The 25,621-nt window shown below is 72.7% G+C and carries 21 protein-coding genes; 11 read left to right on the top strand and 10 right to left on the bottom strand.

The annotated features are described in order from the left end of the window. Nucleotides 1-99: 99 nt before the first annotated feature. Nucleotides 100-744, bottom strand: coding sequence for a hemerythrin domain-containing protein (locus U8525_RS29230; RefSeq protein ID WP_374269991.1), 645 nt, complete (start codon nucleotides 742-744; stop codon nucleotides 100-102). Between the two features lie 309 nt (nucleotides 745-1,053). Here U8525_RS29230 and U8525_RS29225 point away from each other — a divergent pair, with 309 nt between their 5' ends. Continuing rightward, nucleotides 1,054-2,025: a 2Fe-2S iron-sulfur cluster-binding protein gene (locus U8525_RS29225; RefSeq protein ID WP_374269990.1), complete on the top strand. Its 972-nt coding sequence runs from the start codon at nucleotides 1,054-1,056 to the stop codon at nucleotides 2,023-2,025. Nucleotides 2,026-2,129: 104 nt separating this feature from the next. Then, nucleotides 2,130-2,807 carry a hypothetical protein gene (locus U8525_RS29220; protein WP_374269989.1) on the top strand — a complete coding sequence of 226 codons (678 nt, stop codon included), beginning with the start codon at nucleotides 2,130-2,132 and terminating at the stop codon, nucleotides 2,805-2,807. Between the two features lie 39 nt (nucleotides 2,808-2,846). Here the strand turns inward: U8525_RS29220 and U8525_RS29215 are convergent, their stop codons facing one another. Next, complete coding sequence (locus tag U8525_RS29215; protein ID WP_374269988.1) at nucleotides 2,847-5,228, bottom strand: protein kinase; 2,382 nt, start codon at nucleotides 5,226-5,228, stop codon at nucleotides 2,847-2,849. 350 nt (nucleotides 5,229-5,578) lie between these two features. Between U8525_RS29215 and U8525_RS29210 the strand changes: the two genes are divergently transcribed. From U8525_RS29210 to U8525_RS29200, 3 genes are all read left to right on the top strand, one after another. After that, on the top strand, nucleotides 5,579-7,333 hold the full coding sequence (locus U8525_RS29210; RefSeq protein WP_374269987.1) for a S8 family serine peptidase: 1,755 nt from the start codon (nucleotides 5,579-5,581) through the stop codon (nucleotides 7,331-7,333). 217 nt (nucleotides 7,334-7,550) lie between these two features. Further along, entirely contained in the window at nucleotides 7,551-7,955 is a 405-nt protein-coding gene (locus U8525_RS29205; RefSeq protein WP_374269986.1) for a hypothetical protein, read from the top strand. Nucleotides 7,956-8,110: 155 nt separating this feature from the next. Continuing rightward, on the top strand, nucleotides 8,111-9,274 hold the full coding sequence (locus tag U8525_RS29200; protein ID WP_374269985.1) for a cytochrome-c peroxidase: 1,164 nt from the start codon (nucleotides 8,111-8,113) through the stop codon (nucleotides 9,272-9,274). On the opposite strand, the gene U8525_RS29195 is transcribed toward U8525_RS29200, so the two are convergent. From U8525_RS29195 to U8525_RS29175, 5 genes are all read right to left on the bottom strand, one after another. Next, entirely contained in the window at nucleotides 9,271-10,695 is a 1,425-nt protein-coding gene (locus U8525_RS29195; protein WP_374269984.1) for a M24 family metallopeptidase, read from the bottom strand. The genes U8525_RS29200 and U8525_RS29195 overlap by 4 nt on opposite strands. A 106-nt stretch (nucleotides 10,696-10,801) precedes the next feature. After that, entirely contained in the window at nucleotides 10,802-11,119 is a 318-nt protein-coding gene (locus tag U8525_RS29190) for a hypothetical protein (RefSeq protein ID WP_374269983.1), read from the bottom strand. Nucleotides 11,120-11,129: 10 nt separating this feature from the next. Then, a complete protein-coding gene (locus U8525_RS29185; RefSeq protein ID WP_374269982.1) occupies nucleotides 11,130-11,462 on the bottom strand; it encodes a hypothetical protein in 333 nt (110 codons plus the stop codon). 110 nt (nucleotides 11,463-11,572) lie between these two features. Next, nucleotides 11,573-12,658 carry a Kelch repeat-containing protein gene (locus U8525_RS29180; protein ID WP_374269981.1) on the bottom strand — a complete coding sequence of 362 codons (1,086 nt, stop codon included), beginning with the start codon at nucleotides 12,656-12,658 and terminating at the stop codon, nucleotides 11,573-11,575. 195 nt (nucleotides 12,659-12,853) lie between these two features. Beyond that, nucleotides 12,854-13,189, bottom strand: coding sequence for a DUF2171 domain-containing protein (locus tag U8525_RS29175; RefSeq protein WP_374269980.1), 336 nt, complete (start codon nucleotides 13,187-13,189; stop codon nucleotides 12,854-12,856). 152 nt (nucleotides 13,190-13,341) lie between these two features. Between U8525_RS29175 and U8525_RS29170 the strand changes: the two genes are divergently transcribed. Then, a complete protein-coding gene (locus U8525_RS29170) occupies nucleotides 13,342-13,539 on the top strand; it encodes a hypothetical protein (RefSeq protein WP_374269979.1) in 198 nt (65 codons plus the stop codon). Here the strand turns inward: U8525_RS29170 and U8525_RS29165 are convergent. Beyond that, nucleotides 13,530-14,552 (bottom strand): ABC transporter ATP-binding protein, encoded by a 1,023-nt coding sequence (locus U8525_RS29165; protein WP_374269978.1) that lies wholly within the window; start codon nucleotides 14,550-14,552, stop codon nucleotides 13,530-13,532. The genes U8525_RS29170 and U8525_RS29165 overlap by 10 nt on opposite strands. Before the next feature lie 192 nt (nucleotides 14,553-14,744). Here U8525_RS29165 and U8525_RS29160 point away from each other — a divergent pair, with 192 nt between their 5' ends. Beyond that, nucleotides 14,745-15,788: an oxygenase MpaB family protein gene (locus U8525_RS29160; RefSeq protein ID WP_374269977.1), complete on the top strand. Its 1,044-nt coding sequence runs from the start codon at nucleotides 14,745-14,747 to the stop codon at nucleotides 15,786-15,788. 1 nt (nucleotide 15,789) lies between these two features. Here the strand turns inward: U8525_RS29160 and U8525_RS29155 are convergent, their stop codons facing one another. Next, on the bottom strand, nucleotides 15,790-16,074 hold the full coding sequence (locus U8525_RS29155; protein WP_121776965.1) for a DUF427 domain-containing protein: 285 nt from the start codon (nucleotides 16,072-16,074) through the stop codon (nucleotides 15,790-15,792). Nucleotides 16,075-16,109: 35 nt separating this feature from the next. Continuing rightward, nucleotides 16,110-16,937: an alpha/beta fold hydrolase gene (locus U8525_RS29150; protein WP_374269976.1), complete on the bottom strand. Its 828-nt coding sequence runs from the start codon at nucleotides 16,935-16,937 to the stop codon at nucleotides 16,110-16,112. Nucleotides 16,938-17,095: 158 nt separating this feature from the next. Here U8525_RS29150 and U8525_RS29145 point away from each other — a divergent pair, with 158 nt between their 5' ends. From U8525_RS29145 to U8525_RS29130, 4 genes are all read left to right on the top strand, one after another. After that, on the top strand, nucleotides 17,096-19,150 hold the full coding sequence (locus tag U8525_RS29145) for a HEAT repeat domain-containing protein (protein WP_374269975.1): 2,055 nt from the start codon (nucleotides 17,096-17,098) through the stop codon (nucleotides 19,148-19,150). Between the two features lie 373 nt (nucleotides 19,151-19,523). Next, nucleotides 19,524-21,143, top strand: a complete 1,620-nt coding sequence (locus U8525_RS29140; RefSeq protein ID WP_374269974.1) for a TolC family protein — start codon at nucleotides 19,524-19,526, stop codon at nucleotides 21,141-21,143. Continuing rightward, nucleotides 21,131-22,339: an efflux RND transporter periplasmic adaptor subunit gene (locus U8525_RS29135; RefSeq protein WP_374269973.1), complete on the top strand. Its 1,209-nt coding sequence runs from the start codon at nucleotides 21,131-21,133 to the stop codon at nucleotides 22,337-22,339. The genes U8525_RS29140 and U8525_RS29135 overlap by 13 nt, the downstream gene beginning before the upstream one ends. Nucleotides 22,340-22,348: 9 nt before the next feature. Next, nucleotides 22,349-25,543 (top strand): efflux RND transporter permease subunit, encoded by a 3,195-nt coding sequence (locus tag U8525_RS29130; RefSeq protein WP_374269972.1) that lies wholly within the window; start codon nucleotides 22,349-22,351, stop codon nucleotides 25,541-25,543. Nucleotides 25,544-25,621 lie beyond the last annotated feature (78 nt).

Here is a 25,621-nt window from a genome sequence, read left to right as displayed (position 1 = left end):
CACCTTCGCGCGGCTGGCGCGAAGCCTCTCATGCCCCTGGGACGCCCCAGCGCCGGCGAACATTCACCCGCCCCGGGGCGTCCAGCGCCGGACGCTCGCTCAGTGAAGCGACTCGCCCGCCGGGTCCATGGGCATCATCGCCTCCAGCGGCTTGCGCAGCGGACGCGGCGCGGCCTTGCGCACCTGCGTGACGGCCTTGCGACGCGCGACGCGCAGCGCGTCCCTGCCCATGTCCATCACCGCCGCCACCGCGCCCGTCAGCAGGTTGCCCGGCGGCGTGTCTGGCGCGGCCGGATGCGGATGCGTGGGCGCGCCCTTCTTCGCCAGCTCCAGCGCCGCGCCCACCTGCCGCAGCTCCTGCGGCTTGAAGACCTTCTTCACCTCCGGGAAGAGGTACTGCTCCTCCTCCGTGACGTGCGCCCGCACGTTCTCCATCAGCACGTGCACCTTCGCGTCGAAGCGCTCGGACTCCGGCGGCAGCGTGTCCAGCTCCGACAACAACCACTTCACCACGTGGTGCTCCTCCAGCGAGCGCAGCACGTCCTCGGCCAGGTCCTCCGACCGCGCGCGCACCGCCGGGTAGAAGACCTGCTCCTCGATGGCGGCGTGGACGGACAGCGCACGCACCAGCTCGTCCACCAGCTTGCGCTTGTGCGCCAGCGCGTGGTCCCCCGCCTTCTCGAACTTGCGGAACAGCTGCTCCACCGTCTTGTGGTCCGCCTTCAGCAACGTGATGGCATCCATTGGCCGTCTCCCTTCCATCGAAGCGGGGGGCCGCGCCGCCCCCATCGCGATGGCGCCCGGCCCCCTATTGGAGGCGCTGGCGCAGCGCGGCACGGAGTGAAGGGTGGGGATGGATTCCCGGCCGCGCCCACGCCCCTCCGTCCGGCCCCCGCGTCCGGACGGAGGGCAGCCGAGCGGCGGGCCCCGAGTGTCCGGAACCCGTCGCAAAAACCGACCCGGTTCCCACTCCCCGGCCAGCCCGGGCGTGCACACCGTGCGCGGCCAGATCGGTCTCGCGCGGGCGGCGGGCAAGGGAACAGGGGCAATACCGTGACGACGAACACGCTGCGCCTCCGGGTGGCGCGCATCACCCGCGAGGCGGAAGGCATCCACGCCTACGAGCTGGTCTCCCAGGACGGCAGCGCGCTGCCCGGGTTCGAGGCCGGCGCCCACCTGGACGTGCAGGTGCCGGGGCTGGGCGGCATGCGCCAGTACTCGCTCTGCAACGACCCGGGCGAGACCCACCGCTACGTCATCGCCGTGCAGCGCGACGCCAACGGCCGCGGCGGCTCCAAGGCGATGCACGCGAACGTCCGCGAGGGCGACGCGCTCACCGTGAGCGAGCCCATCAACGACTTCCCCCTCCTGTACGGGCGCAGCTACGTGCTCATCGCGGGCGGCATCGGCATCACGCCGCTGCTGGCCATGGCGCGCGTGCTGGAGCGCACCGGCGCGGAGTGGGTGCTGCACTACTGCGCGCGCGACGCGGAGCGCACCGCGTTCATGGAGCTGCTGTCCACGCCGTCCTTCGCGGGCCGCGTGCACCTCCACCACGACGGGGGCGACCCGTCGAAGGGGCTGGACGTGCGGGCGCTGCTCGCCACGCGCGGCCCGGGCACGCGGCTGTACTGCTGCGGCCCGGCGGGCCTGATGAAGGCCGTGCGCGAGGCGGCCACGCTGCACAAGTGGCCCTGGGAGAAGGTGCACTTCGAGGCCTTCACCGCGGAGGGCACGTCCGCCACCCACGCGACCCCCGAGGAGGACTTCGAGGTGGCGCTCAAGAGCACCGGCCAGGTGCTGCGCGTGCCGGCCGGCAAGAGCGTGCTCAACGTGCTGCGCACCCACGGCGTGAAGGTGGAGAGCGACTGCGAGGCCGGCTCCTGTGGCACCTGCGTCACCCGCGTGTGCGAGGGCACGCCGGACCACCGTGACACGTTCTTCCAGCAGGAGCCCGCCGGGAATGCGCGGATGCTGGTCTGCGTTTCGCGCGCCCGGTCCAAGCGGCTGGTGCTGGACCTGTAGCCGGGTTCCTCCGTCCCGGGCATCCCGGGCCCGGCGTTTTTGGAGCGCGCCTGTGCACGGCGGGCCGCCTATGCTCGCGCCCCGCTCGTACACGAGAGAGGCTGATGAGCGACGGGACGCTGTTCTCCATGGACACTCCGCCCACCGAGGCCCGGTTCCAGAACCGGCTCTGGGTGGCGGATGCGTTGGACCTCACGGGCGCGGCGCTCGTGGGTTGGGGCGCGGTGCGCGCGGCGGAGTGGGTGTCCACGGCCGCGCTGCTGGGGTTCACCATGGGGGCCTCCTGGGTGGTGCTGTGTTGCGCGGGAGGGCTGACGGGCCTCTCTCCGGGCCGTCACGTCCTGGGCCTGAAGCTGGAGCGCGCGGACGGACGGGTGCCGGGCCTGGGGACGGGGCTCCTGCGCGCGCTCACCGCGCCGGTGGAGCTGGTGCTTCAGCTGGTGCTCCAGCGCCGGCCGCTGGACGCGCAGCTGGGCGTGCACGCGGCCCGGCTCCCGGGCGGCCTGCGCGGCTGGGCGCGGAGCCTGCCGCTGCCGCTCGTGGGGCTGCTGCTGCTGGCGGGCGCGGTGTGGAGCATCGTCACGCCCACCCGCCAGGAGATGCTCCAGTACCTGGACCGCACGCTGACCGGGTGGCACTGCTGCCACGGCACGCGCGAGGTCACCTGGCAGTGCCGCACGTCGCTGTCCCGCGCGGTGCGCAACGCGAACAGCGGCGACTCGGAGGTGGCGGAGTTCCTGCGCAACGAGTGCCCCGTGGCCGCCGCGCGGCTGGGGCCCTGAGCCGTCACGCGAGCCCGCGCGGCTCGCGGGCCCTCCGCCTCAGCGCTTGCGCAGCGCGAAGGTGTCCTCGCCCTCGTCGCAGCTCACCCACACGGCCTTCTCCGGCACGGCGGGCGCCTTGTTGTTCACCTTGAAGTAGCGCTCCTCCACCTTGACCGTGTGCGTCTGGTAGGGCTCCAGCCGCGCCATCCGCGCCTCCTTCCGTCCGTTCAGGACGATGGCGCAGTTGTGCCAGGTGCGGGTGTCGGAGCTGATCACATAGAGGGTGCTCTTGAAGCCGGTCCCCAGGAGGCCATCGACCTCCGCCTGTCCCAGCAGGCGCGAGCGCTCCACCGGCTTCGGCTCGGGCGCCGGCTCCGCGACCGGCGCCGGCTCGGCCACGGGCGCGGGCAGCGTCGGCCCCGGGGAACGCACGGTCATCAGCACGAAGCGCGGCTCCTTCGCCGCGTCCGCGTCCGCGTCCAGCCGCAGGGTCATGCGCTCGCGGCTCGGGTGGATGTACTCCACCGTCGCCGTCCCCAGCACCGGCCGCTTGCGGGTCCCCTTCTGCGGAGGCCCCACCACCTTGAACACCGTGCCCGCGACCGTGCCGGAGGGCACCGCCGCGTTCACCACGCGCTGGCCGCCGCCCGTCTCGCCGATCTTCGCCACGGGCAGGTGCCCGGGCACCAGCTCGGCGGGGCGCGGCGTGGGCCGCTTCGCCCCGGCGGCGGGCCTCGGCTCGGACGAGGGCTTCGCCACCGGCTCGGGCTTCTCCTCCGGCGCCTCCGCGCTCGCCACCCCGCCCGGGTCCACCGCGGCCTCGGGCGGAGGCTCCGCGGGCGACGCCGCCGGGGGCGGCTCCACCTTCGGAGGCTCGGCGGCCACCACCGGCTCGGCCGGGGGCCGCGCCGGGGGCGCGACGGGTGGCGCGGACGTCTCCGGGCGCAGCACGTAGGCGGTGATGCCCACGGAGGCGCCCACCAGCAGCAGCGCCGCCACGGCGACCCGCGCCACCGGACCGCGGCGCTCGGGTCGCGCCGGGGCCTGCCCGGACGGGCCCGCCGCCGCCACGGCCCCCTGGGAGGGCGCCGCCGGCAGGTGCACCGCCGTCGCGCCCAGCGCGGCCGCGTCCACCTCGTCCGTGCTCCGCGCCACGCCGCCCGAACCCGACACGCCCGAGCCCTGCGTGGACGGGGCCACGCCTCCCGAGCCCGTCACGGACGGGGACGCCCCGCTGCCCCCCGGCGACGGATGGGACACGAACGTGCCCCCCGGCCCGAGCGCCGGCCCGTCCACGTCGATGCGCGCCGTCTGGGGCCGGCTCCCCGCGGGCGGCTCCACGGTCCTCAGCGCCGTGGCCTCGAAGGCCACCGCGTCCGGGGCCGCGCCGCTCCCGGCGCCACCGCCATACAGCCCCGTGCCCGAACCGCCCCGGGGCGCCGGCGACGGCGTGCGCCGCTCCCCATGCACGCCGGACGTCAGCTTGCGCTGCTCGGCGAAGGCCTCCGGGCAGAGCGCGCGCACGAACTCCCCCACCTCCTCCGCCCCCATGGGCGTCCCGGACTTGAGCAGCTCCGCGTTGAGCGCCCGCGCGAAGTCGTCCGCCCGCGGGTACCGGTCCGCCGGTGACGGCGCCAGCGCGCGGCGCAGCACCGCCTCCAGCGATGGCTCCACGTCCGGACGGAAGTCCGCCAGCGGCGGCACCACCGGGTTCGACATGGCCGCCATCATCTCGCCCACGGTGCCGTGGGGAACGAGCCCACGCCCCGCGAGCATCTCCCACACCACCACCGCGCAGGAGTAGATGTCGCTGCGGTGATCCAGGGGCTCGGCGCGCACCTGCTCCGGGGACATGTAGCCCAGCTTCCCCATCACCGTGGACGGCAGCGTGTACTTGCTGCGCGCGGTGGACTTGGCGAGGCCGAAGTCGATGACCTTCACCTCGCCCTCGTACGACACCATCACGTTGTGCGGGGACACGTCGCGGTGGACGATGCCCAGGGGCTCGCCGTCCGTGCCCGTCTTGCGGTGCGCGTACCCGAGCCCCTCCGCCATGCGCTGGCCGATGTAGAGCGCCACCGGCGCCGGCACCGCCCGCCCCTGCCCCCGGGCCTGCTCCAGCAGGTAGCCCAGGTCCACGCCCGCCACGTACTCCAGGGCCATGTAGTACGTGCCGTCCGCCTCGCCCATGTCGTACACCTGGGCGATGGAGGAGTGCACCAGGTGCACCAGCACCTTGGCCTCGTGATGGAACCGATCCAGGAACTGCCGGTCCTTCACCAGGCCCGGGAGGATGGTCTTCACGATGCAGGGCTTCTCGAAGCCCGCCGCCCCGGACAGCTTCGCCAGGTACACCTCCCCCATGCCGCCCTGGCCCAGGAGGTGGACGAGCTCGTAGCGCCCGAAGAAGCGGGGGGACTCTGTGGGTGCGGTGCTCATGGATTGGACGCTCCGGAGCGCAGCATGGACTCCCCCATGGAATCAAGCCGCGCGCCACGCGCCGCCCTCCCTCCCCTGCCTCCCCGACACCGCTGGCGCCAAAAAGAGAAAGTCCCGGAGCCAACGGAATTCCCGAGCCCGTGTTCCACCTGACAACAGCTCGGCTGTGCACCCGCGCACGTCCGGGCCGCCCTGGAGGCTCGAAGCCGATGCGGACCCGCGCGGGGATGCGTTCCCTCAAGGCAGCACGCCGCTTCCTTCCTGCGTGAGGGGGGCGGGCTCCTCCCGGTCCGCCGCCGTGCGGGGGACCGCCCTCGGGAGGGGCGTCCTGCTCGGAAGGAGTCCGCGTCATGAAGCACTGGGAGGTCGTCGGGTTGCTGGCGCTGGCTGCGTGTGCGCCGGAGTCGCCCTCGCGCGCCACCGCGCAGGGACACGTGTGCCCGGGGGTCGTCGCCGGAGGGATGGCGGTCCGCCAGGAGCTGGCCGGGGACCTGCCCTCGCGGGGGCATGACGACGGGCGCGAGCCGGTCATCATCCGCTTCCGCCGGGGAGACCGCACGCACGCGTCGGGCGTCTCGGCGTCCGGCGCCGGCCTCGCCGCGAGCACCGGCGCGAAGGTGGGCGTCGTCTACCGCAACATCCCCGCGGTGGCCGCGCGCGTGACGCCCGAGGAGCGCCTCGTCCTGGAGCGCAGCGACCTGGTGGAGAGCATCGAGGCGGACCAGCTCTGGAGCGCCCAGGGCCTGGCGCCCGGGCTGCTCGCGCCGCTGCCGCGCCAGGTGACGGCCGCCCTCTCCATGCCGCCGGACGAGTACACGGACGGCCTGCGCCTGGTGCAGGCCCCGGACGTGTGGGACGCGGACGGAGACGGCGTGCTGGACGTGGGCGCGCCCACGGGCGAGGGCGTGAAGGTGTGCGTCATCGACAGCGGGCTGGACATGGACCACCCGGAGTTCCAGGGCGCGGTGGTGGGCAGCCATGACTTCGTGGACGACGACGAGGACGCCAGCGACCGCGGCCCCCAGGGCCAGTGGGGCCAGGGCCACGGCACGCACGTGGCGGGCATCATCGCGGCGCGCATGGGCCACGGCGGCGTCACCGGCCCGCGCGGCACGGAGGGCGGCATGGTGGGCGTGGCCCCCAACGCGTCGCTGCTCATCGCCCGCGTGCTGGACCTGTCCGGGCAGACGCAGATGAGCGTGGTCCTCTCCGCCATGGAGTGGTGCGAGGCGCAGGGCGCGCGCGTGGTGTCGCTGTCGCTGGGCGGCGGCGCGCCCACCCGCAGCACGGTGGAGGCGTTCCGCGCGTTGCAGGACCACGGCCTGCTGGTGGTGGCCGCCGCGGGCAACCAGGGCGGCCCGGTGCTGTACCCCGCGTCCGACCCGTCCGTGCTCGCGGTGGGCGCGGTGGACGCGAACGAGAAGCGCGCGGGCTTCTCCAACGGGGGCGCGGAGCTGGGGCTGGTGGCGCCCGGCGTGGACGTGCTGTCCACCTTCCCGCGCGGGCTGGGCGCCTTCGCGCAGATGTCCCTGGACGACACGTCCCCCATGTCGCGCTCGCTCTTGTATTCGCCCACGGGCGAGACCGCGGGGCGGCTGGTGGACTGTGGCCTGGGCGACACCCTGGCCTCGTGCCTGGACGCGACCTGTGACGGCTTCGTCGCCTACGTGCGGCCGGGCGCGGTGCCCGTGTCCCAGGCCATGGCCAACGTGATGATGCAGGGCGCGAGCGCCGTCATCTTCGGCTCCGACGATGCCCCCGCGGGCGGCGCGGTGGACATCCTCTCCCTGCCCCGCAACGGCCACTGGGCCCCCGCCGTCAGCGTCAACCAGGCCGCGAGCACCGTGCTGCGCGAGCGGCTGGGCAACGACGCGCGCATCTCCCTGGTCCCCACGGACTACACCCACGTCTCCGGCACCTCCATGGCCGCGCCCTACGTGAGCGGCGTGGCCGCGCTGCTCTGGAGCGCCCGGCCCGACCTCACCCCGCAACAGGTGCGTGACGCCCTGGAGACTTCCGCGCGAGACCTGGGAACCCCGGGCCGGGACCCCGCTTTCGGTCATGGCCTGGTGCGCGCGCGTGACGCCTTGCTGCGGCTGCAATGAGGCGCGCGTTTCTCACGAACTGGGAGGCGTGGAGCGCGCAGCACGGACGCGGAGCGTGGCTGTTGGAGCGCGAAAAAATGCTCCGCGTGAGGCAATCGGGAATGCGCTGACACGTGGAATGAAAGCGCGCCGGAATTGTACGTGGCGCGCGCCAATGGCTGCTGGGAAGGCAGCCTGCCGACGCAAAAACCATCACATTCTTGAATTGAGGATATCCATGTTGCGAATTGCTGTTGCCGCCCTCGTCGTTGCCGCCACGGGTTGCGCCTCCTCGAGCGGTGCGGCGGCCGCGGGTCGCGCGGGCAACGCCACGGTCACGGGCAGCATCACGTACCCGGCGACCGGCCTCTCGGGCGACCCGTGCTCGGCGGTGCGCGTGAAGGTGACGGAGGGTGACGCGGTGGCGCTGGGCTGGGGCGAGGTGAAGCAGAGCCGCAACAACCGCTGCAGCTTCAACGTGAGCGGGCTGCCGGATGGCAAGGAGCTGAACGTGGAGCTGGCGGCGGACGCGAGCCTCAAGTGCGCCAACGGCGCGGCGCCCACGGTCACCCCGGGCCCCACGAAGATGACGATCGCCAAGTTCTCCGCGCCGGTGGTCAGCTTCAAGCTGGCCTGCGAGTAGCGCGACCGAAGGTCCGTTGACGGCTTCACGCCGTGAAGGCCGGGGCGAGCCCTGAGTGGGTCTCCCCGGCCTCCATGCGGGGATGGCTGGATGCCTGGCGGGGGGGGCGGGGACCATTGATTGCTGAACACAAGGGCGCGAAGCTGCCCCGGCCCATGACCGGTCTCCGTCCGCGTACCGCCGTGCTCGCCCTGGCCCTGCTGGGGACGGGCTGCGAATCCGAAGTGCCCTTCCCCACCGACGACGAGCTGGATCAGCTGAGCTCCCTGCACACGCAGAGCGCGAAGCCGGAGGCGGACCCCACCAACAAGTGGGCGGACAACGCGGACGCGGCGGCGCTGGGCCAGCGGCTGTTCGAGGACCCGGGCCTGTCGCGCTGCGGGACGGTGTCCTGCAAGAGCTGCCACACGGGTGAGTCCTACACGGTGGAGACGGCGTCGGCGGAGGGCTGCGGAGGCCACCAGACCGAGCGCAACCCGCCCAGCCTGCTGAACATCGGCTACAGCCGCTGGTTCATGTGGGACGGCCGGGCGGACCGGCTCTGGTCGCAGGCGGTGCTGCCGCTGACGAACCCGCTGGAGATGGACTCGGACGCGGCGGTGGTGCGCGCGCGGCTGGCGGCGGAGGCCTCGTACACGACGGCGTACACGCAGCTGTTCGGCAGGGCGCCCGCGGACGAGTCGGACCCGGACCGGCTGATGGCGAACGTGGGCAAGGTGCTGGCGGCGTACCAGCGCACGCTCAACCGCACCGACGCGCCCTTCGACGCGGACGTGCGGCGCTTCCTCCAGGCGGTGGAGGCCGGCACGCAGGAGAAGGACCCGGCGTACCTGGGCCTGAAGACGTTCGTGCGCAAGGGCCAGTGCGTGGTGTGCCACAAGGGCCGCTCGCTGTCGGACGACAAGTTCCACAACCTGGGGGTGAAGGACTCCGGCGCGGGGCGGCGCGGGCAGGCGGACGCGGTGGACGCGCTGGTGTCCTGGCAGTTCAACGCCGCGGGGGCCTACAGCGACGCGCCGGGCGGCACGGACGCGGCGCGGCTGTCCACGCTGAAGGCGCAGGCGCAGAGCAAGCCCACGGAGGTGGAGGGCGCGTTCCGCACGCCCTCCCTGCGCAACGTGGCGCTGACCGCGCCGTACATGCACACCGGCGCGGAGAAGACGCTGGAGGACGTGGTCGACTTCTACAACGAGGGCGGGGACCCGGAGGGCACCTTCGCCGGCGTGCGCACGGAGACCATCGTCAAGCTGGACCTGAGCAGCGAGGAGAAGCAGGCGCTGGTGACGCTGCTCAAGTCCATGACGGGCGCGCCGCGCTAGCGCACCAGGTGGAAGGACGTCTGACGCTGGAGCGCCCAGCGCACGGCGCCGTCCGCGTCCACGACGACGTCCTCCTCCTGGGCGGAGCGCACGGGCTGGTCCTTCCACTCCGGCACGGGGCTGGTGGCCTGCAGCTCGATGGAGAACCAGGAGTTGGGCATCACCCTGTGCTCGCCGTTGCCGGGCACGCCCTCCTGGCGGTCCCACATGCCAATCATGGGGCCGGCGCCGTGGCCGTGCAGGCCAATGGGGTGTGAGTACACGGTGCCGTTGATGCCCTCGGACTTCATGCGCGCGAGCGAGGCGCGCAGGACCTCGTTGCCGGTGCGGCCCGGCTTGATCTCACCGGTGACGATGTCCTGGAGCCGGTTGGACGCCTTGAGCGCGGCCTTGAGGCCCTCCGGGGCGTCCGTCTCTCCATCGCGCAGCACGTAGCCCATGTGCTGCGTGTCGGTGTTGAGGCGCAGCGCGGTGACGCCGAAGTCGCAGTGGAGCACGTCGCCGCGCTGGATGACGGGGCTGTCGCCCAGCTGTTCGTCCGTGGCGCCCTGGCGCTGCACGTCCACGTCCGGCTGGAACCAGGTGTCCAGGCCGTCGTCGGCCAGGCGCTGGCGCATCCACCACTCCACGTCCTGGGTGGTGGTGGTGCCGGGGGTGATGACGGCGTTGGAGAAGGCGGTCTGGATGAGGTTCCAGGCGTACTGCTGGAGGTCGGCGTAGAAGCGGACCTCGTCCGCGCTCCTCCAGCCGAGCACGTCCAGGGGCAGGCCGCCGGCGGGCTTGAGGCGCTTCACCCAGGTGGGGCCCAGGGCCTGGGCCATGCCTTCGTACTCGCCGTGGGTGAGGCCGTCCGCGAAGGCGATGGCGGGGGACACGTCGATGGCGATGGAGTCCGGCTTGCGCTCCTCCACGACCTGCTTGAGGAGCAGCCACTGCTCGGGGCCCAGGAGCTCCGCGGCGCGCTGCGAGCCGCCGCGGTCCACCATCATCGGGGCGCGGCGGGCCTCATAGAGGCCGCCCTGGGTGCTGCCGCCCAGCGCCAGCCGCTCCACGCCCTTGTCCGCGCCGCGGTCGAAGAAGACGTAGATGGTGCGGCGGCGGGCGGAGAAGGTGGTGGGGGCGACGAGCGCCTTGAAGACGGGGTCCTCGTTGTACTCGCGCATGGGGACGACCCACATGCGCACGCCGTACTTGCGCATGAGCTGGGGCAGCCCGATCTCCAGCCGCTCCTGGAGCCACGCCTGCTGGCGGGCGGCCTGCTCCCGCAGCGTGCCGAAGGGGCGCACCGGCGCGGCGGGGGCCACGGCGGCGGGCGCGGCCGGCGCGGCGGCCGCCTCGGGCTTCGAGGGGGCGGCGGGCGCGGTGGCGCAGGCGGAGGAACAGACGAGCGGGACGACGAGCAGGTGTTTCCAGGAGCGCATGGGCGCGCAGTCTGTCACGCGCCCCGGTGCGCCGCGCGGAGCAAAAGGCCGCGCGGCGCCGCCGTTGTCAGTCATTCATGGAAAAGCCAGACACGCTGTCCTGGCTTCACTTCGAATCCGTGGAGCCTGGCGGGGTGGCGCGGGGGCTGACCTTGCGCAGTTCGTGGAAGTGCTCGCGGACGAACCGCGCGGCATTGAGCAAGGCATCCACGGGACCGACGCCCACCATGCTGATGGCGATGGGCACCGCGTGGCCGATGATCAACGGGCAGTACCAGTCCCCATGAGCATCCTGGGGGATGGGCCTGGGCCGGCCCAGGGTGACGCGGGAGACGTGCTTGTGCCCGTGGTCGTCCTCGAAGGACCAGTAGTCATCGGCCACGGGGTCGTCGATGGAGGCATGGTGCGGAGGACCCGGGTTCATGGACAGCTCCTTACCCTTCATCCGGGGGGCAGGCGGTGGAGTAGGAGACGCAGGCGTTGATGCGCGAGCACATGCCCTTGCATGCCGCCTTCGAGCCCTGGACGACAGACCAGCAGAGCTGCCGCTGCCAGGTCTCGGCGAGGCTCCGGCAGTATGACTCCAGGGCCGCGCCTCCCGCGTCGCAGGCCTTGAAGCAGGAGTCCAGGTCGAACGTTCCTGGAGTGGACGCGGGCGGTGGGGAGCAGCCCTCGGGGTTCAGCGCGCAGAAGCTGCCGGGACCGCGCGAATGATCCGCCCGAAGCTCCGAGGGAGGCACGGAGGCACAGCCTCCGTCGAGCGCCATCACGAGCCACAAGAGCCCAGGGGTGAGAGCAGGATTCCCGTGAGGCATGAGGCATCGTCACCGCCGCCTCGTGAAACCGGCACCGCCCTCCGGTGCCAGTCGCCCGTTCGCTATTCGCCTGGCGCGACCTGGGCCACGGCGGGGGCGGGGACGTACTCCTCGCTCGTGGCCAGGGTGCCCAGCTCGTTCACTCCGCCCACCACCAGCACCGTGCCCCGGCGCAGCCACAGCGCTCCGGCCTCGCCTCGCGGCTCATGCAGCGTGGGCGCCTGCGTCCAGCGGCCCTTCACCGGATCGAAGCGCTCCGCCGAGTCCAGCGTGCCCCGCGACGCGTGCTCGCCGCCCACCACCAGCACCGAGCCCTCCGGCGTCACCAGCGCCGCGTGGTGCTCTCGCGGCGCCGCTGGCGCCTCCACCTGCTCCCAGGCGTTGCGCTCCGGCACGTACACCTCCGCCGTCGTCGAGGCCTGCGCCGTCGTGCCGCCCACCACCAGCACGCGCCCGTCCGGCAGCAGCGTCACGGTGTGCCCCAGCCGGTGCGTCCCCGCCGCGCCGCCCACCGCGCCCGCCTTCTCCCAGCGGCCCGTCACAGGGTCGTACAGCTCCGACTGAAGGCCGCTCGCGAAGAGCACCTGGCCCGTGCGCAGCACCACCGCCGTCCCCGCGCCACCTCGCGCGTATCCCGGCGCCTCCGCCGGACTCCACGTCCCCGTCGCCGAGTCGAACAGCTCCGCCGAGCGCACCGGCCGCAGGTCCACGTCCGTTCCCCCCGCCACCAGCACCCGCCCGTCCGGCAACACCACCGCCGCCGGGTCGTTGCGCGCGTCACGCATGGGCGCCACCGCCGTCCACACGCCCGCGTCCGGCGCGTACAGCTCCGCGCTCGCCAGCGCGCCCATCGCCACGCCGTTGGAGCCCCCCACCGCCAGCACCCGGCCATCCAGCAGCCGCACCACCGCGTGGTTGCGCCGCGCCTCGCGCAGCGCGCCCGTGGTCCGCCACCGCCCCGTGTCCGGGTCGAAGACCTCGCAGCTGCCCAGCGTGCGACCGCCGTCATGCCCTCCCGCCGCCAGCACCCGCCCATCCTCCAACGCGACGTAGGGCAACAGCCGCCGGGGCGTGGACAGCACGCCCGGCTCCGGCGCCTCCACGCCGCCCGCATCCGCCCGCGGCGCGGGCCCACACGCGAACACCACTCCCAACCCCCACAGCATCGTGACGCAAGATGTCGAAAACCGTCGCATGACCCCACCGGGACGTCTGGCCGAGGGGTCCGTCTAACGCGCCGGTCTGACACCCAGGCCCCGCAAGCCCCTGTAATTCCGGGGCCTTGTCCCTCCCTCCGGGTTGGAAATCCCTGCCTCCCGGAGGCGGCGTGGGGCCGCGCCGCGTCAGTGCCGCATGGGACCCACGGGGTCGTTCGTGGGCTCCGCGTCCATGCCCGCGCTGTGGCGCGGCGGCAGGGCGCCGCCGTCGTCGTCCTCCTCCAGCGTGAGCTGCGCGTGGTCCGCCGGCTTGAGCAGGACCTCCTCCCCGCGGACGGCCTCCACGTCGCTGAACTCGACCCGGTAGTCGCGCCGGGGAATGGGCACCAGCCCGCGCTCCAGCTCGAAGTGCGTGTCGCCCACGCCCGCCACCCGGCCCAGCGGCTGTCCGTCGGCGGCACGCACCGACATGCCCTCGCGCACGTCTCCCGCGTGAATCATCGCGTCGCTCCTCGCGCTCATGGGGTCCTCCCCCAGGGTGGGGTCGCTCCCGCCGCCGTGCGCGCGCGGGCAGGCAGCCCGGTGGGCCCCCAGGCCGCCTTCTCTCCCGGTCGGATGGCTGCCCCGCGCGCGGCCTCGGGGCGCGGTGCCTAACGTTGCCGCAGGAGGCCACCATGCTGCTGGAACTGTCGAACGATGAATCGCGCGTGCTGAAGGACGCCGTGGACTCCGCCCTGCACAGGCTGCTGGAGGAGATCGCCCAAGCCTCTCAAGGCGAGTTCAGGGAGGCGCTGCGCCAGCGCTACGAGCGGCTGGCGGCCCTCCAGCACCGGCTGGAGCCCATCGTGGAGAGCGACCAACTCTACGCCTGAGGGGCCGCGAGGCCCGTCCTCGCGTCGAAGCGGCGCAGGTGCCGCGCGTCGTGGCGCAGCCACACCGTGTCCCCGCTGGAGGCGCGGAAGTCCCCGGGCGCCCGCGCCACCAGGCGCTCGCCGCCCACCTCCACCGTCACCCAGACCTCCGCGCCCATGGGCTCCACCAGGTACACGCGTCCCTCGCGCGCGTCGTCCGGCCGCGGGCCCCGCCCCACCTGGAGGTGCTCCGGGCGCAGGCCCAGCACCTCGTCACCGCCGGACAGGCCCAGCGTCCGGGGCTTCACCAGGTTGATGCGCGGCGAGCCGAAGAAGCCCGCGACGAAGAGGTTCGCGGGCGCGTCGTACAGCTCGCGCGGCGGGGCCACCTGCTGCACCTCCCCCTGGCTCATCACCACCACGCGGTCCGACAGCGTCATCGCCTCCGCCTGGTCGTGCGTGACGTAGATGAACGTGGCCTTGAGCTGTTCGTGCAGCTTCTTGATCTCGCCGCGCATCTGCGTGCGCAGCGCCGCGTCCAGGTTGGACAGGGGCTCGTCGAAGAGGAACACCTTCGGTCGGCGCACCAGCGCGCGCCCCAGCGCCACGCGCTGCCGCTGCCCGCCCGACAGCTCCTTCGGCCGGCGCGACAGCAGCGCCTCCAGCCCCAGCACGCCGGACACCTCGCGCACGCGCGCGTCGATGTCCTTCGCGCCCAGGCCCGCCACCTTCAGCGGGAACGCCAGGTTCCCCGCCACGTCCAGGTGCGGGTAGAGCGCGTAGCTCTGGAACACCATCGCGATGTCGCGCTCGCGCGGGGACAGGTCGTTCACCACCTGCCCGTCGATGCGCAGCTCCCCGCCCGACAGCTCCTCCAGCCCGGCGATGAGGTTCAGCGTCGTGGACTTGCCGCACCCGGACGGGCCCACCAGCGACACGAACTCGCCGTCCGCGATGTCCAGCGTCACGCCCTTCACCGCCGCCACGCCCCCCCGGTACACCTTGCGCACGTCCTGCAGGGACACCGTCGCCAAGGCTCCGCTCCTCCACGCGGGCCACGGCCCCGCGAAAAGCCCCAGCATCGCCGCTCCCGCCGCCCAGGACAGCCCCCTCCCGCACCGCCCCGTCACGTCCCCTACGTGTCAGGTTTTGCGGGTCAGGCGGTTTGTTGCAGGCTCAACAGTTTCCTAGACTGCGCGGGACCGCGCCGCCGGAGCCGCACATCCATGCCCTTCACCTTCCGCCACCAGAACCTGGACGCCATCCTGGGGGACCCGCTCACCGCGGCCAACAGCCTGTACGGCATCATGAGCGCGGCGGAGCCGCAGTTCATGGAGGACCTGCGGCAGCACTGGAAGACGCACATTCGGACGACGCCCGGCGTGAACGGCACCGCGTGGCGGCCGGCGCTGAAGGCCTTCTCCGCCATCAGCGGCTACTGGGGCAACTCGCACAGCGACCACCGCATCGCGCAGGTGCTCTATGGCACGGCGCACTCGGTGGCCACCCAGGCGGTGACGGGCGCGGCGTCTTCCGCGCAGTTCCTGCGCGACTTCGAGGCCGCGCGCGACGAGGCCTTCTACGTCTTCTTCCAGGCCACGTCCGTCAACGAACTGGCGGGCGTGTCCTTCAAGGCCACGTACTACCACAAGGACGTGTCCGCCCTGTTCGAGCAGCGCCCGCACAGCCGCATCCAGGCCATCGTGTCCCGCCGGGTCATCGAGACCGCGCAGATCATGCTGCGCATCCTCTACGGCAACATGAGCATGGGCTGGGGCAGCCTCTACAGCACCCGCACCCTGGCCACGACGCTGCTGCTGGCGCAGATGCACAACTCCGCGCTGGGCCACTACCGGTCGCACCACACCGGGCGGCGCTGCTACAACCAGAGCGCCGTCGCGTTCACGCTGCTGACGTTCTCGTACATCGTCGCGCAGGCGTGGGTGGACAAGGGCTACGAGTACAACGAGCAGCGCTGGTACTACTTCTGGAAGCTGGTGGGCTCGCTGCTGGGCGTGGACACGCGCCTCATGGTGGATGACCACGCGGAGGCCGCCACCCTGTGGGACCTCTTCTTCGCCCGCGGGGAGTGCTTCGGCGGCCCGACCGCGCCCTACCCCACGAACCTGGACGACAACCGCATCGATCCGGGCCTGCTCGGCGGCTACGACGTGCAGCCGGAGGCGAACCTGCTCCAGTGGATCCCCGCCTTCGTCGTCACCCAGCTGCGCAACGGCAAGCGCTGGGGCAAGTACCTGCTGGGCCTCTGAGTCAGCGCTCCACCGTCACGCCCTTCCAGAAGGCCACGTAGCCCTGGATGTTGGACGCGGCCGGCTTGGGCTCCGGGTAGTACCAGGCGGCGTCGGCGTTCGTCTTGCCGTCCACCTCCACGGAGTAGTAGCTGGCCTCGCCCTTCCAGGGGCAGGTGGTGTGCGTGGCGCTGGGCTTGAAGTGCTCGCGCACCAGGCTGTCCGGCGGGAAGTAGATGTTGCCCTCCACCGTCTCGTAGGTGTCGCTCTTCGCGAGCACCGCGCCATTCCATTTCGCGACAGGCATGGGGAAACCCTCCTGGGGACTTCGCTAACCGTGCGTCAGCCCGCGTGCGCGGCCTGACCGGATGCGTGCTGGGTGAGGAAGGGGGCGAGCTCCGCGTTGACGAGCGCCGGCTCCTCCACCGTGGACGAGTGCCCGCCGCGCGACAGGCGCACCAGCTTCGAGCCGGGGATGAGGGCGTGGAGGCGCTCCGCCTTCTGGGGCACCGTGGCGCGGTCCTCCTCCCCCACGATGACGAGCGTGGGCGTGCGGATGCGCGGCAGCTCCTCCGGGATGCCCTTGCGCTGGATGACGCCGTTGACGGCGCGGTAGATGTCGCGGCGGTTGCCCTTGAGGCGCGCGCGCCACAGCGCCCGCTCCTCCGCCCGGCCCGGGTCGGTGAGGAACGACGCGCCGAACAGGATGCGCATCACCGGCGAGACGACGGGGCCCAGGCCCACGTAGCGCGCGACGAGGTTGAGCGCGGTGTAGCGCGGCACGTTGGCGGCGGGCTCGGGGTCGGAGGACGTCTCCAGCAGCACCAGCGAGCGCAGCAGGTCCGGCCGGCGCGCCGCGAGCCGCAGGCCCACGAAGCCCCCCATGGACAGGCCCACGAAGTGGACGGGGGCCACGCCCAGCGACTCGATGAGCGCCACCGCGTCCGCGTACACCGTCTCCATGTCGATGACCTTCTCCGGGGGCACGTCGCTCTGGCCCTGCCCCCGGTGGTCGTACGCGATGCAGCGGAAGCGCCCGCGCAGGGCCTCCACCTGCGGGTCGAACAGCCGGGTGCTCCAGAGGAGCCCGTGGCTGAAGAGGACCACGTCCCCGGTGCCGCCGGTGTCCTCGTAGTACAGCCGGGTTCCATTCACGGACCGCATGGGCATGGGCGCGGCCTCCCTTCGCTGGGGGCCGACCCTAATCCAGGCCTTGCCGGGACCGCAGCCCTCCCTGGGAGGTCGTTGTCCACTGGAGGTGGAGGGCTTGCTCGGAGCGCCGCTTGTGCCGCCCGGCGCTTGGGAGGAGCATGGGAGGCACCTTCCGGATGCGCTCCTCTCGTCCTGTCCTTGTCGTCCTCGCGGTGGTGGTCCTCGCGGCGGGCCTGTTCTTCTTCCTGCGCCCCTCGTCGGCGCCCACGCCCGCGGTGTCCCCGCCCGTGGCCCAGGCGCCCGCGGCGCCCGTGGACGCGGGCAGCGCCACCGCGCCCGTGCCGGTGAAGACGGTGGAGGCGCCGGCCGCGCAGCCGAGCTCCTTCGTGGGCTCGCAGGTGTGCGCGGACTGCCACGAGGAGCAGCACACCGGCTGGAAGCACGACTGGCACGCGCGCGCGCTGTCGCCCGCGACGAAGCAGTACGTGGCCGGCACGTTCAGCGCGAACACGCACTTCAAGGGCGAGTCCAGCGAGGCGTGGATGCGCCGCGACGGCACCCGGTACCTGATGCGCACCCGGGGCGCGGACGGGAACCTGGGCGAGTGGCCGGTGCAGTGGCTGGTGGGCGGCAAGCGGATGCAGGACCCCATCACGCTCCTGCCGGACGGCCGCTGGCAGGTGCTGCCGGTGTACTTCCACGTGACGGGCAAGGGCGAGTGGGTGGACTACTCGGAGAAGAAGCAGGGGGCGCTGACGCCGGACCACCCGTTCTTCTGGGCGAACTTCCGCCGCAGCGCGCAGCACGCGTGCATGGACTGCCACGTGACGGGGCTGGACGCGCGCTATGACCGGGCGAGCCACCAGTGGGAGACGAAGTTCGCGGACGCGGGCGTCGCGTGCGAGTCCTGCCACGGGCCCGGCGGGCGGCACGCGGAGTCGCAGCTGCCGGCGGACATCATCCAGCCGGCGAAGCTGCCGAAGGAGGAGGGCTTCGCGGTGTGCGCGCAGTGCCACGGGCCCCGGCGCACGCTGTTCCCCATGCTGGACGCGCAGCACCGCTTCCAGCCCGGCCAGCGCTACGACGCGAGCTACCAGCCCATGGTGCTGCTGGTGGGCAACGACCGCTCCGGGGACTTCTTCGAGGACGGGCGGCCCAGCACCTCCAGCTTCGAGTACCAGGCGCTCCTCCAGTCGCAGTGCCACCTGAAGGGCGGGGCCACGTGCCTGACGTGCCACACGGCGCCGCACGACGCGAGCGCGCCCAACGAGGTGCGGAAGCAGAAGCCGGTGGTGGCGCGCACGTCGGTGAACGCGACCACGTGCCAGGGCTGTCACCAGGAGGTGGTGGCGCAGGGCGAGCAGCACACGCACCACAAGGCGGCCGCGGCGCAGGACTGCCTGTCATGTCACATGCCGCCGGTGGTGTCGGGCGTGCTGGACCACTTCGCGGACCACGCGCTGGACGTGCCGGCGCCCCAGAACACGGCGCGGCATGACATCCCCAACGCGTGCAACACCTGCCACGCGAAGGAGACGCCGGACGCGATGCAGGCGGCGCTGGTGAAGTGGTGGCCGAAGGCGGAGGCGCGGCAGGCGCGGCGGCTGCGGCTGGCGGACGCGTTCGACGAGAAGACGGCGGCGCGGAGCCGGGGGGCGCTGGAGGCGGTGCTGGCGGACACGGCGGAGGCGGGCACGCTGCGGGGCGCGGCGGCGAGGCTCCTGGCGCGCCGGTTCAAGCACGACGCGGTGCCGGCGCTGCGCGCGGCGCTGAAGGGCACGACGGACAGCACGCTGCGCTCGGACATCATCGACGGGCTGGGCGCGGCGAACGCGCGCGAGGCGACCGAGGACCTGGCGGCGCTGCTCCAGGACGGCTCGCTGTGGGTGCGGCAGGGCGCGGCGCTGACGCTGGCGGCGTTCGGAGACGCGCGGGGGATACCGGCCCTGCAGGCGCTGGCGACGGAGCCGGAGACGCGCGGGCTGGTGCAGCCGCACGTGATGCTGGGACAGCTGGCCATGCGCCGCAGGGACGTGGCGACGGCGACGCGTGAGTTCGAGCAGGCGCTGGACCTGCAGCCCTACAACGCGGACGTGCTGGTGCGGCTGGCGGACCTCTACATGGTGCAGGGAGATCCGCAGAAGGGCCGTGAGCGGCTGGAAGAGGCGCTCCGGTTCGACCCGCAGAACCGCTACGCGAGGCAGCGGCTGGGCATGATGCCGGCGCAGTGAAGTGAACGGTCCAAGCCCGACCACCCCCTCGTCAGGCCATGGGCCCCCTCCGGGTCCGCGGCCTGCTTCGGTGTGTGGGACCTGGCGGGCATGACGGCCGTGGCGTGCTGAACGCGCGCCCGCCCCACGAGACAGACGCCCGGACGACGCTCACGACGCACGTTGGTGCTTCCCTTGCTCTCGCCAGCGGCAGGACGGCCACCTGCCCTGCCCTGACGTCCGTAAGGGAAACCCCGGACCTCCTACCCGTGGTGGGAGGCCCCTACATCGACTGCTGAGCACTTCCTCGCCCGGCTGTGTTGTCCACTGGAGCGCCGGGGGGCGCGAACCGTGGCGAGGGGCTGGCTTCGCCCCTACCTGGGGAGCATCTCTTATGAACGCGCTCGTGTTCGCAGCCCTGCTGGTCCCCGCCGGAATCCCCGGTGAGGTGACAGGACCGCACGGCTCCGGACCCACCCTGCCGCTCGTCGCGCAGTACACCGCGCCACCCCAGCGAGCCCCGCCCGCGCCGCCTCCGCCCCCGCCGTCCGCGCCGCCACCCGCGCCGGTGGCCCCGGCTCCGAACGCCCCCGCGCCAGCTCCGGCCGCGCCGGCGGCCCGGACCCCGAACGCGCGGACTCCCGCGCAGCCCCCCGGCCGCGCCAGCACGCCCGCCTCCCAGGGCCCGGACGACGTCCCGGAGGTGCCGCCACCGTTCCAGGCGGACGTGTCGGATCCGCTGCTCGCGCCCGCGCCTCCCGCGCCCCAGCAGCTCCAGTCCTGGAACGAAGCGCTCGCGCTCCTGCGCCAGCGCTCCACCGACCTCCAGGCGGCGCTGGGCCAGATTGAAGTCGCCGCGGGCTCGTGGCGCATCGCGCTCGCCAACCTGCTGCCCTCCGTCTCCGGCAACGTGTCCGTCCAGTACAACCTCCTCAACCCGGGCCTCGTCGCCGTCGGTGGCGGCACGGGCGGCACGGTGACGGGCGGCGGGGGCTTCACCCCCACCGAGCTGCTGGGCCTGGGCGTCCTCACCGCCAACGTGCCCGTGGTGGACCTGGCCAGCCTCTACGCCCTGGGCAGCGCCAGGGAGTCCCGGCGCACCGCCGCCCTGTCGCTCGCGGAGACGCGCCGGCAGCTCACCCGCGGGCTCGCGCAGGCGCTGGTCTCCGTGTCCTCCACGGAGCGCCTGGCGGAGGTCAACCGCGTCAACCTGCGCACCGCGCTGGAGCGGCTGGCCCTGGCGCAGCGCCGCTTCGAGCTGGGCGCCGGCACCCGCCTGGACGTCGTCCGCGTGGAGCAGGACGCCCAGGTGGCCCGCCGCAACGTCGTCACCGGCGACGAGGACCTGCGCAAGGCGCGCGAGGCCCTCGGCCTGGCCCTGGGCACCCCCTCCGCCGTGGGCCTCAAGCCGGGCCTCGACCTGAGCACGCTGCTCCAGGGCGCGAGGGCCACCTGCCGCACGCTGGAGGAGCTGGAGAACCGCCCGGACATCGCCGCCGCCCGGTCGCGCCTGGTGGTGGCCGAGCGCGCCATCGGCGAGGTGTACCGCCAGTACGCGCCCACCCTGGACCTCACCAGCAGCACCACCGCGCTCACCGTCAACCCGGGCTTCGCGGAGGTGCCCATCTGGAACGTCGGCGCCAGCCTGGTGCTGCCCTTCTGGGACGGCGGCGCCCGCGAGGGCCGCCTGCGCCAGGCGCGCGGACAGCTGGAGCAGGCCCGCGCGGACACCACCGCCCGCGAGCGCGACGTCGTCGTCGAGGTCGCCCAGGCGAAGCGCGCCGTGCAGGTGACCCAGGCGACGCGCGACCTGGCGGCGCGCGAGCGCGGGCTCGCGGAAGAGAACGACCGGCTCACCCGCCGCAGCTTCGAGGTGGGCACCGGGACGAGCCTCGAGCTGGTGGACGCGGCCGGGGCCCTGCGGCAGGCCGAACTGGAGCTCGTCATCCGCGACTTCCAGTACCGCCAGGCCGTGGTGGACGCATTCCTGTCGGAGGCGGCATGCGATTGGTGAGGGGTGGTTGGGGCGCGTGGGGACTCGTCCTCGCGCTGACGGCGGGCGGGTGCAGCGGCGGCAAGGAGCCCGGCCAGGCCTCGCCCGGCGGCGGCCCCCAGGCGGGCCAGCAGAGCCAGGGCGGCGGCAGGCCCATGCCGGTGCAGGTGATGGCGGTGAAGCCCGGCCCGGTGCGCGACACCGGCGAGTACGTGGGCACCCTCATCTCCCGGCGCAGCATCACCATCCTGCCGCAGGTCGCCGGCTACGTGCAGCGGATCAACGTCCGCCCCGGAGACCCGGTGAAGGCCGGCCAGGTGCTGCTGGTGGTGGATCCGCGCCAGGAGCAGGCCTCCCTGCGCGCCACCCAGGCCCAGAAGGCCTCCGCCGTCGCCAACCGCGAGTTCGCGCGCAGGACGCGCGAGCGCAGCGCGCAGCTCCTCAAGGAGGGGCTCGTCAGCCGCCAGGACTACGACCAGGCCGTGGCCCAGGCCACGCAAGCCGAGGCCCAGGCCCAGGCGGCGGAGGCGCAGATCCAGAACCAGCAGGTGCAGCTGGGCTTCTTCAACGTGAGCGCCCCCTTCGACGGCGTGGTGGGCGACATCCCGGTGAAGCTGGGCGACTACGTGACGCCCCAGTCCGCGCTCACCATCGTGGACCAGAGCCGCGCGCTGGAGCTGTCCGTGCAGGTGCCGGTGGACCAGGCCGCGCGGGTGAAGGTGGGCCAGACGCCGCTGGAGGTCCTCAACGGGGACGGCGAGCCCCTCGTCCGCGCGCCCGCCTTCTTCGTCGCCTCCACGCCCAACCCGAACACGCAGCTGGTGGAGGTGAAGGCCGCCTTCGACAACACCGTGGGCCTGCGCGCCGGCCAGCTGGTGCGCGCGCAGCTGGTCTACGACGTGCGCGACGCCCTGAAGATGCCCACCACCGCGGTGACGCGGCAGGGCAGCCAGTCCTTCGCCATGGTGGTGGGCGAAGGCGACGCCGGCACCGTGGTGAAGCGCCAGCCGGTGACGCTGGGGCTGGTGGAGGGCAACGACTACGAGGTCCTGAAGGGCCTGGACGCGGGCACCCAGGTCATCATCAGCGGGGTGCAGCAGCTGCGGGACGGCATGCCCATCCAGCCGAGGCCCGCGCAGCCGGCGCGGGGCCAGACGGAAGGCATGCCCCTGCCACCCGCCCAGGGCATGGGCGGCGGCGCGGACGCGGGTCAGTGAGGGACGGCCATGTTCACCGACTTCTTCATCAAGCGCCCCGTCTTCTCCAGCGTGCTGTCCATCCTCATCACGCTGGTGGGCGCCATCTCCATCCCCAGCCTCCCCATCGAGCAGTACCCGGAGCTGGCGCTGCCGCAGGTGCAGGTCACGGCGACCTACACCGGCGCGTCCGCGGAGACGGTGGAGAGCGCCGTCACCACCGTGCTGGAGCGCCAGCTCAACGGCATGGAGGGCATGCGCTACATGTCCTCCACCAGCACCAACGACGGCCAGTGCACCATCACCGCGACGTTCGACCCGTCGCGCGACGTGGACCTGGCCGCGGTGGACGTGCAGAACCGCGTGGCCACCGCCACGCCGCAGCTGCCCTCTGCGGTGAACGCGCTGGGCGTCACCGTGCGCAAGGCGCAGACGCAGCTGCTGGTCTCCTTCGGCGTCTATGACGCGGAGAAGCGCTACGACACGGAGTTCCTCAGCAACTACGCGGACGTCTACATCCGCGACGCGCTGCTGCGCGTGAAGGGCGTGGGCGACGTGCGCATCTTCGGCGAGCGCCGCTTCGCCATGCGCCTGTGGCTGGACCCCACGGAGCTGGCCCGCCGCAACCTCACCGCGCAGGACGTGGTGAGCGCGCTCCAGGAGCAGAACGTCCAGGTGGGCGCGGGCAAGGTGGGCCAGGCCCCGTCCGCCAGGGACCAGGCGTACCAGCTGTCCCTCCAGGTGAAGGGCCAGCTGACGTCCCCGGACGAGTTCGGCGCCATCGTCATCCAGCGCGGCGCGGACGGCGCCCTGGTGCGCATCCGCGACGTGGGCAGCGTGAAGCTGGGCGCGGAGAACTACCAGCAGCTGCTGCGCTTCAACGGCCAGGACGCGGTGGGCCTGGGCATCACGCAGCTGCCCGGCTCCAACGCGCTGGAGGTGCGCGAGGGCGTGGAGGCGGAGCTGAAGCGGCTGTCCGCCAACTTCCCGCCGGGCCTCACCTACAAGGTGGCGTTCGACACCACGGCCGCGGTGAGCGCCTCCATCGACGAGGTGCTCCACGCGCTGGGCGAGGCCATCCTCCTGGTCATCCTGGTCATCTTCATCTTCCTGCACGGCTGGCGCAGCGTGCTGGTGGCGGTGACCACGCTGCCGGTGTCCCTGGTCGGCACGTTCATGTTCGTCAACGCGTTCGGCTTCTCGCTCAACACGCTGACGCTCTTCGGCCTGACGCTGGCCACGGGCCTGGTGGTGGATGACGCCATCGTGGTCATCGAGAACGTGGAGCGCGTCATCGAGCACGACAAGGTGGACGCGAAGGAGGCCACCCACCGGGGCATGCAGCAGGTGGCCGGCGTGGTGGTGGCCACCGCGCTGGTGCTGTCCGCGGTGTTCATCCCGGTGTCCTTCTTCCCCGGCACCACGGGCGCCATCTACCGCCAGTTCGCGCTCACCATCGCGTTCTCCATCAGCCTCTCCGCGCTCGTCGCGCTCACCCTGTCCCCCGCGCTGTGCGCGCGCCTCCTGCGCCCCAACGAGGGCCAGAAGTTCCTCCTGGCGCGCAAGTTCGACCAGGGGCTGGACGCGCTCCGGCGCGGCTACGGGAAGCTGCTGGGCCTGATGCTGGGCAAGGCGCGGTGGCTCGTGGTGGCCATCTTCGCCGCGTTCCTCGTGGGCACGGGCCTGCTCTACCGGTCCACGCCCACGGGCTTCATCCCGGACGAGGACCAGGGCTACCTCATCATCGCGGTGCAGGGCCCGGAGGGCACGTCGCTGGAGTACACGCGCAACGTCCTCATCCAGGTGGAGGACATCGTCCGGCAGCAGCGCGAGGTGACGGAGATCTTCACCGTGGGCGGCTTCTCGCTGCTGGGCACGGGCGCCAACTACGGCTCGCTCTTCATCAACCTGCGGCCGTGGGAGGAGCGCAAGGCGAAGGAGTCCAGCGTCGCGGGCCTGGTGGAGCGCCTGCGCGGGCCGCTGGCCCTGGTGGGCGGCGCGCGCGTGCAGCCCCTCCAGCCGCCCGCCATCCGCGGCGTGGGCAGCGTGGGCGGCTTCGAGTTCGTGCTGGAGGACCAGCAGGGCGACCGCACGCTGGACGAGCTGGCGCAGGCCACCCAGGCCCTGGTGGGCACGGCGAGCCAGGAGAAGCGCCTGCGCGGCGTGTTCTCCGCGTTCACCGCGGGCTCGCCGCAGCTCAACATCGACGTGGACCGGGAGAAGGCCAAGGCCATGGGCGTGCCCCTGTCCTCGCTGTTCTCCACGCTCCAGGTGTACCTGGGCAGCCAGTACGTGAACGACTTCACCTTCTCCAACCGCGTCTACCGCGTGTTCGTGCAGGCCGCGACGCCCTTCCGCGACAACCCGAAGGACATCGGCAGCCTCTACGTGCGCTCGGACACCGGGGCCATGGTGCCGCTGGAGGCGCTGGTGAAGGTGACGCCCATCACCACGGCGCCCAACATCACCCACTACAACCTCTTCCGCTCCGCGAACCTCAACGGCCAGGGCGCCCCCGGCGTCTCCACCGGCCAGGCGCTCTCCGCCATGGAGGCGGTCGCGAAGCGGGCCCTGCCGCCGGGCTTCACCTACGAGTGGACGGGCCTGTCCCTGGAGCAGAAGAGCGCGGGCAACACCGTGCTCGTCATCTTCGCGCTGGGCATCGTGTTCGTGTTCCTGGTGCTGGCCGCGCAGTACGAGAGCTTCGCCCTGCCCTTCGTCGTCATGCTCGCGGTGCCCGTCGCGATGATGGGCGCGCTCATCCTCCAGAACCTGCGCGGGCTGGTGAACGACGTGTTCTGTCAGGTGGGCCTGGTGATGCTGGTGGGCCTCGCGTCGAAGAACGCCATCCTCATCGTGGAGTTCGGCGAGCAGCTGCGCGCGCAGGGCCAGGGCGTGGTGGAGTCCGCCATCAACGCGGCGGAGACGCGCCTGCGCCCCATCCTGATGACCTCCTTCGCGTTCCTCTTCGGCGTGGTGCCGCTGATGCTGGCCAGCGGCGCGGGCGCATCCGCGCGCAAGTCGCTGGGCACGGCCGTCTTCGGCGGCATGCTCTTCTCCACCTTCGTGAACCTCATCTTCATCCCCGTGCTGTACGCGCTGGTGGAGGGGGCCCGCACGAGAATCCTGAAACACCGCAAGCACGGCAATTCGCCGGGCGGGCCGGGCAATCCGCCGCCGTCCATCCCTCCCGAGGAGGAGCCACCGCGACCCCAGCCGGCGTAGCAGCGCGTCGCCAAGGACCCGCAAAGCGGGCAGGCACTCCGGTGCGCTATCCGGCGCTGGAGCGTCCTGGTTATCCTT

Source organism: Corallococcus sp. RDP092CA, from assembly GCF_041903675.1.
GTDB lineage: Bacteria > Myxococcota > Myxococcia > Myxococcales > Myxococcaceae > Corallococcus.
The sequence above is the reverse complement of the archived record's forward strand: the minus strand, read 5'-3'. Positions and strand labels throughout refer to the sequence as shown.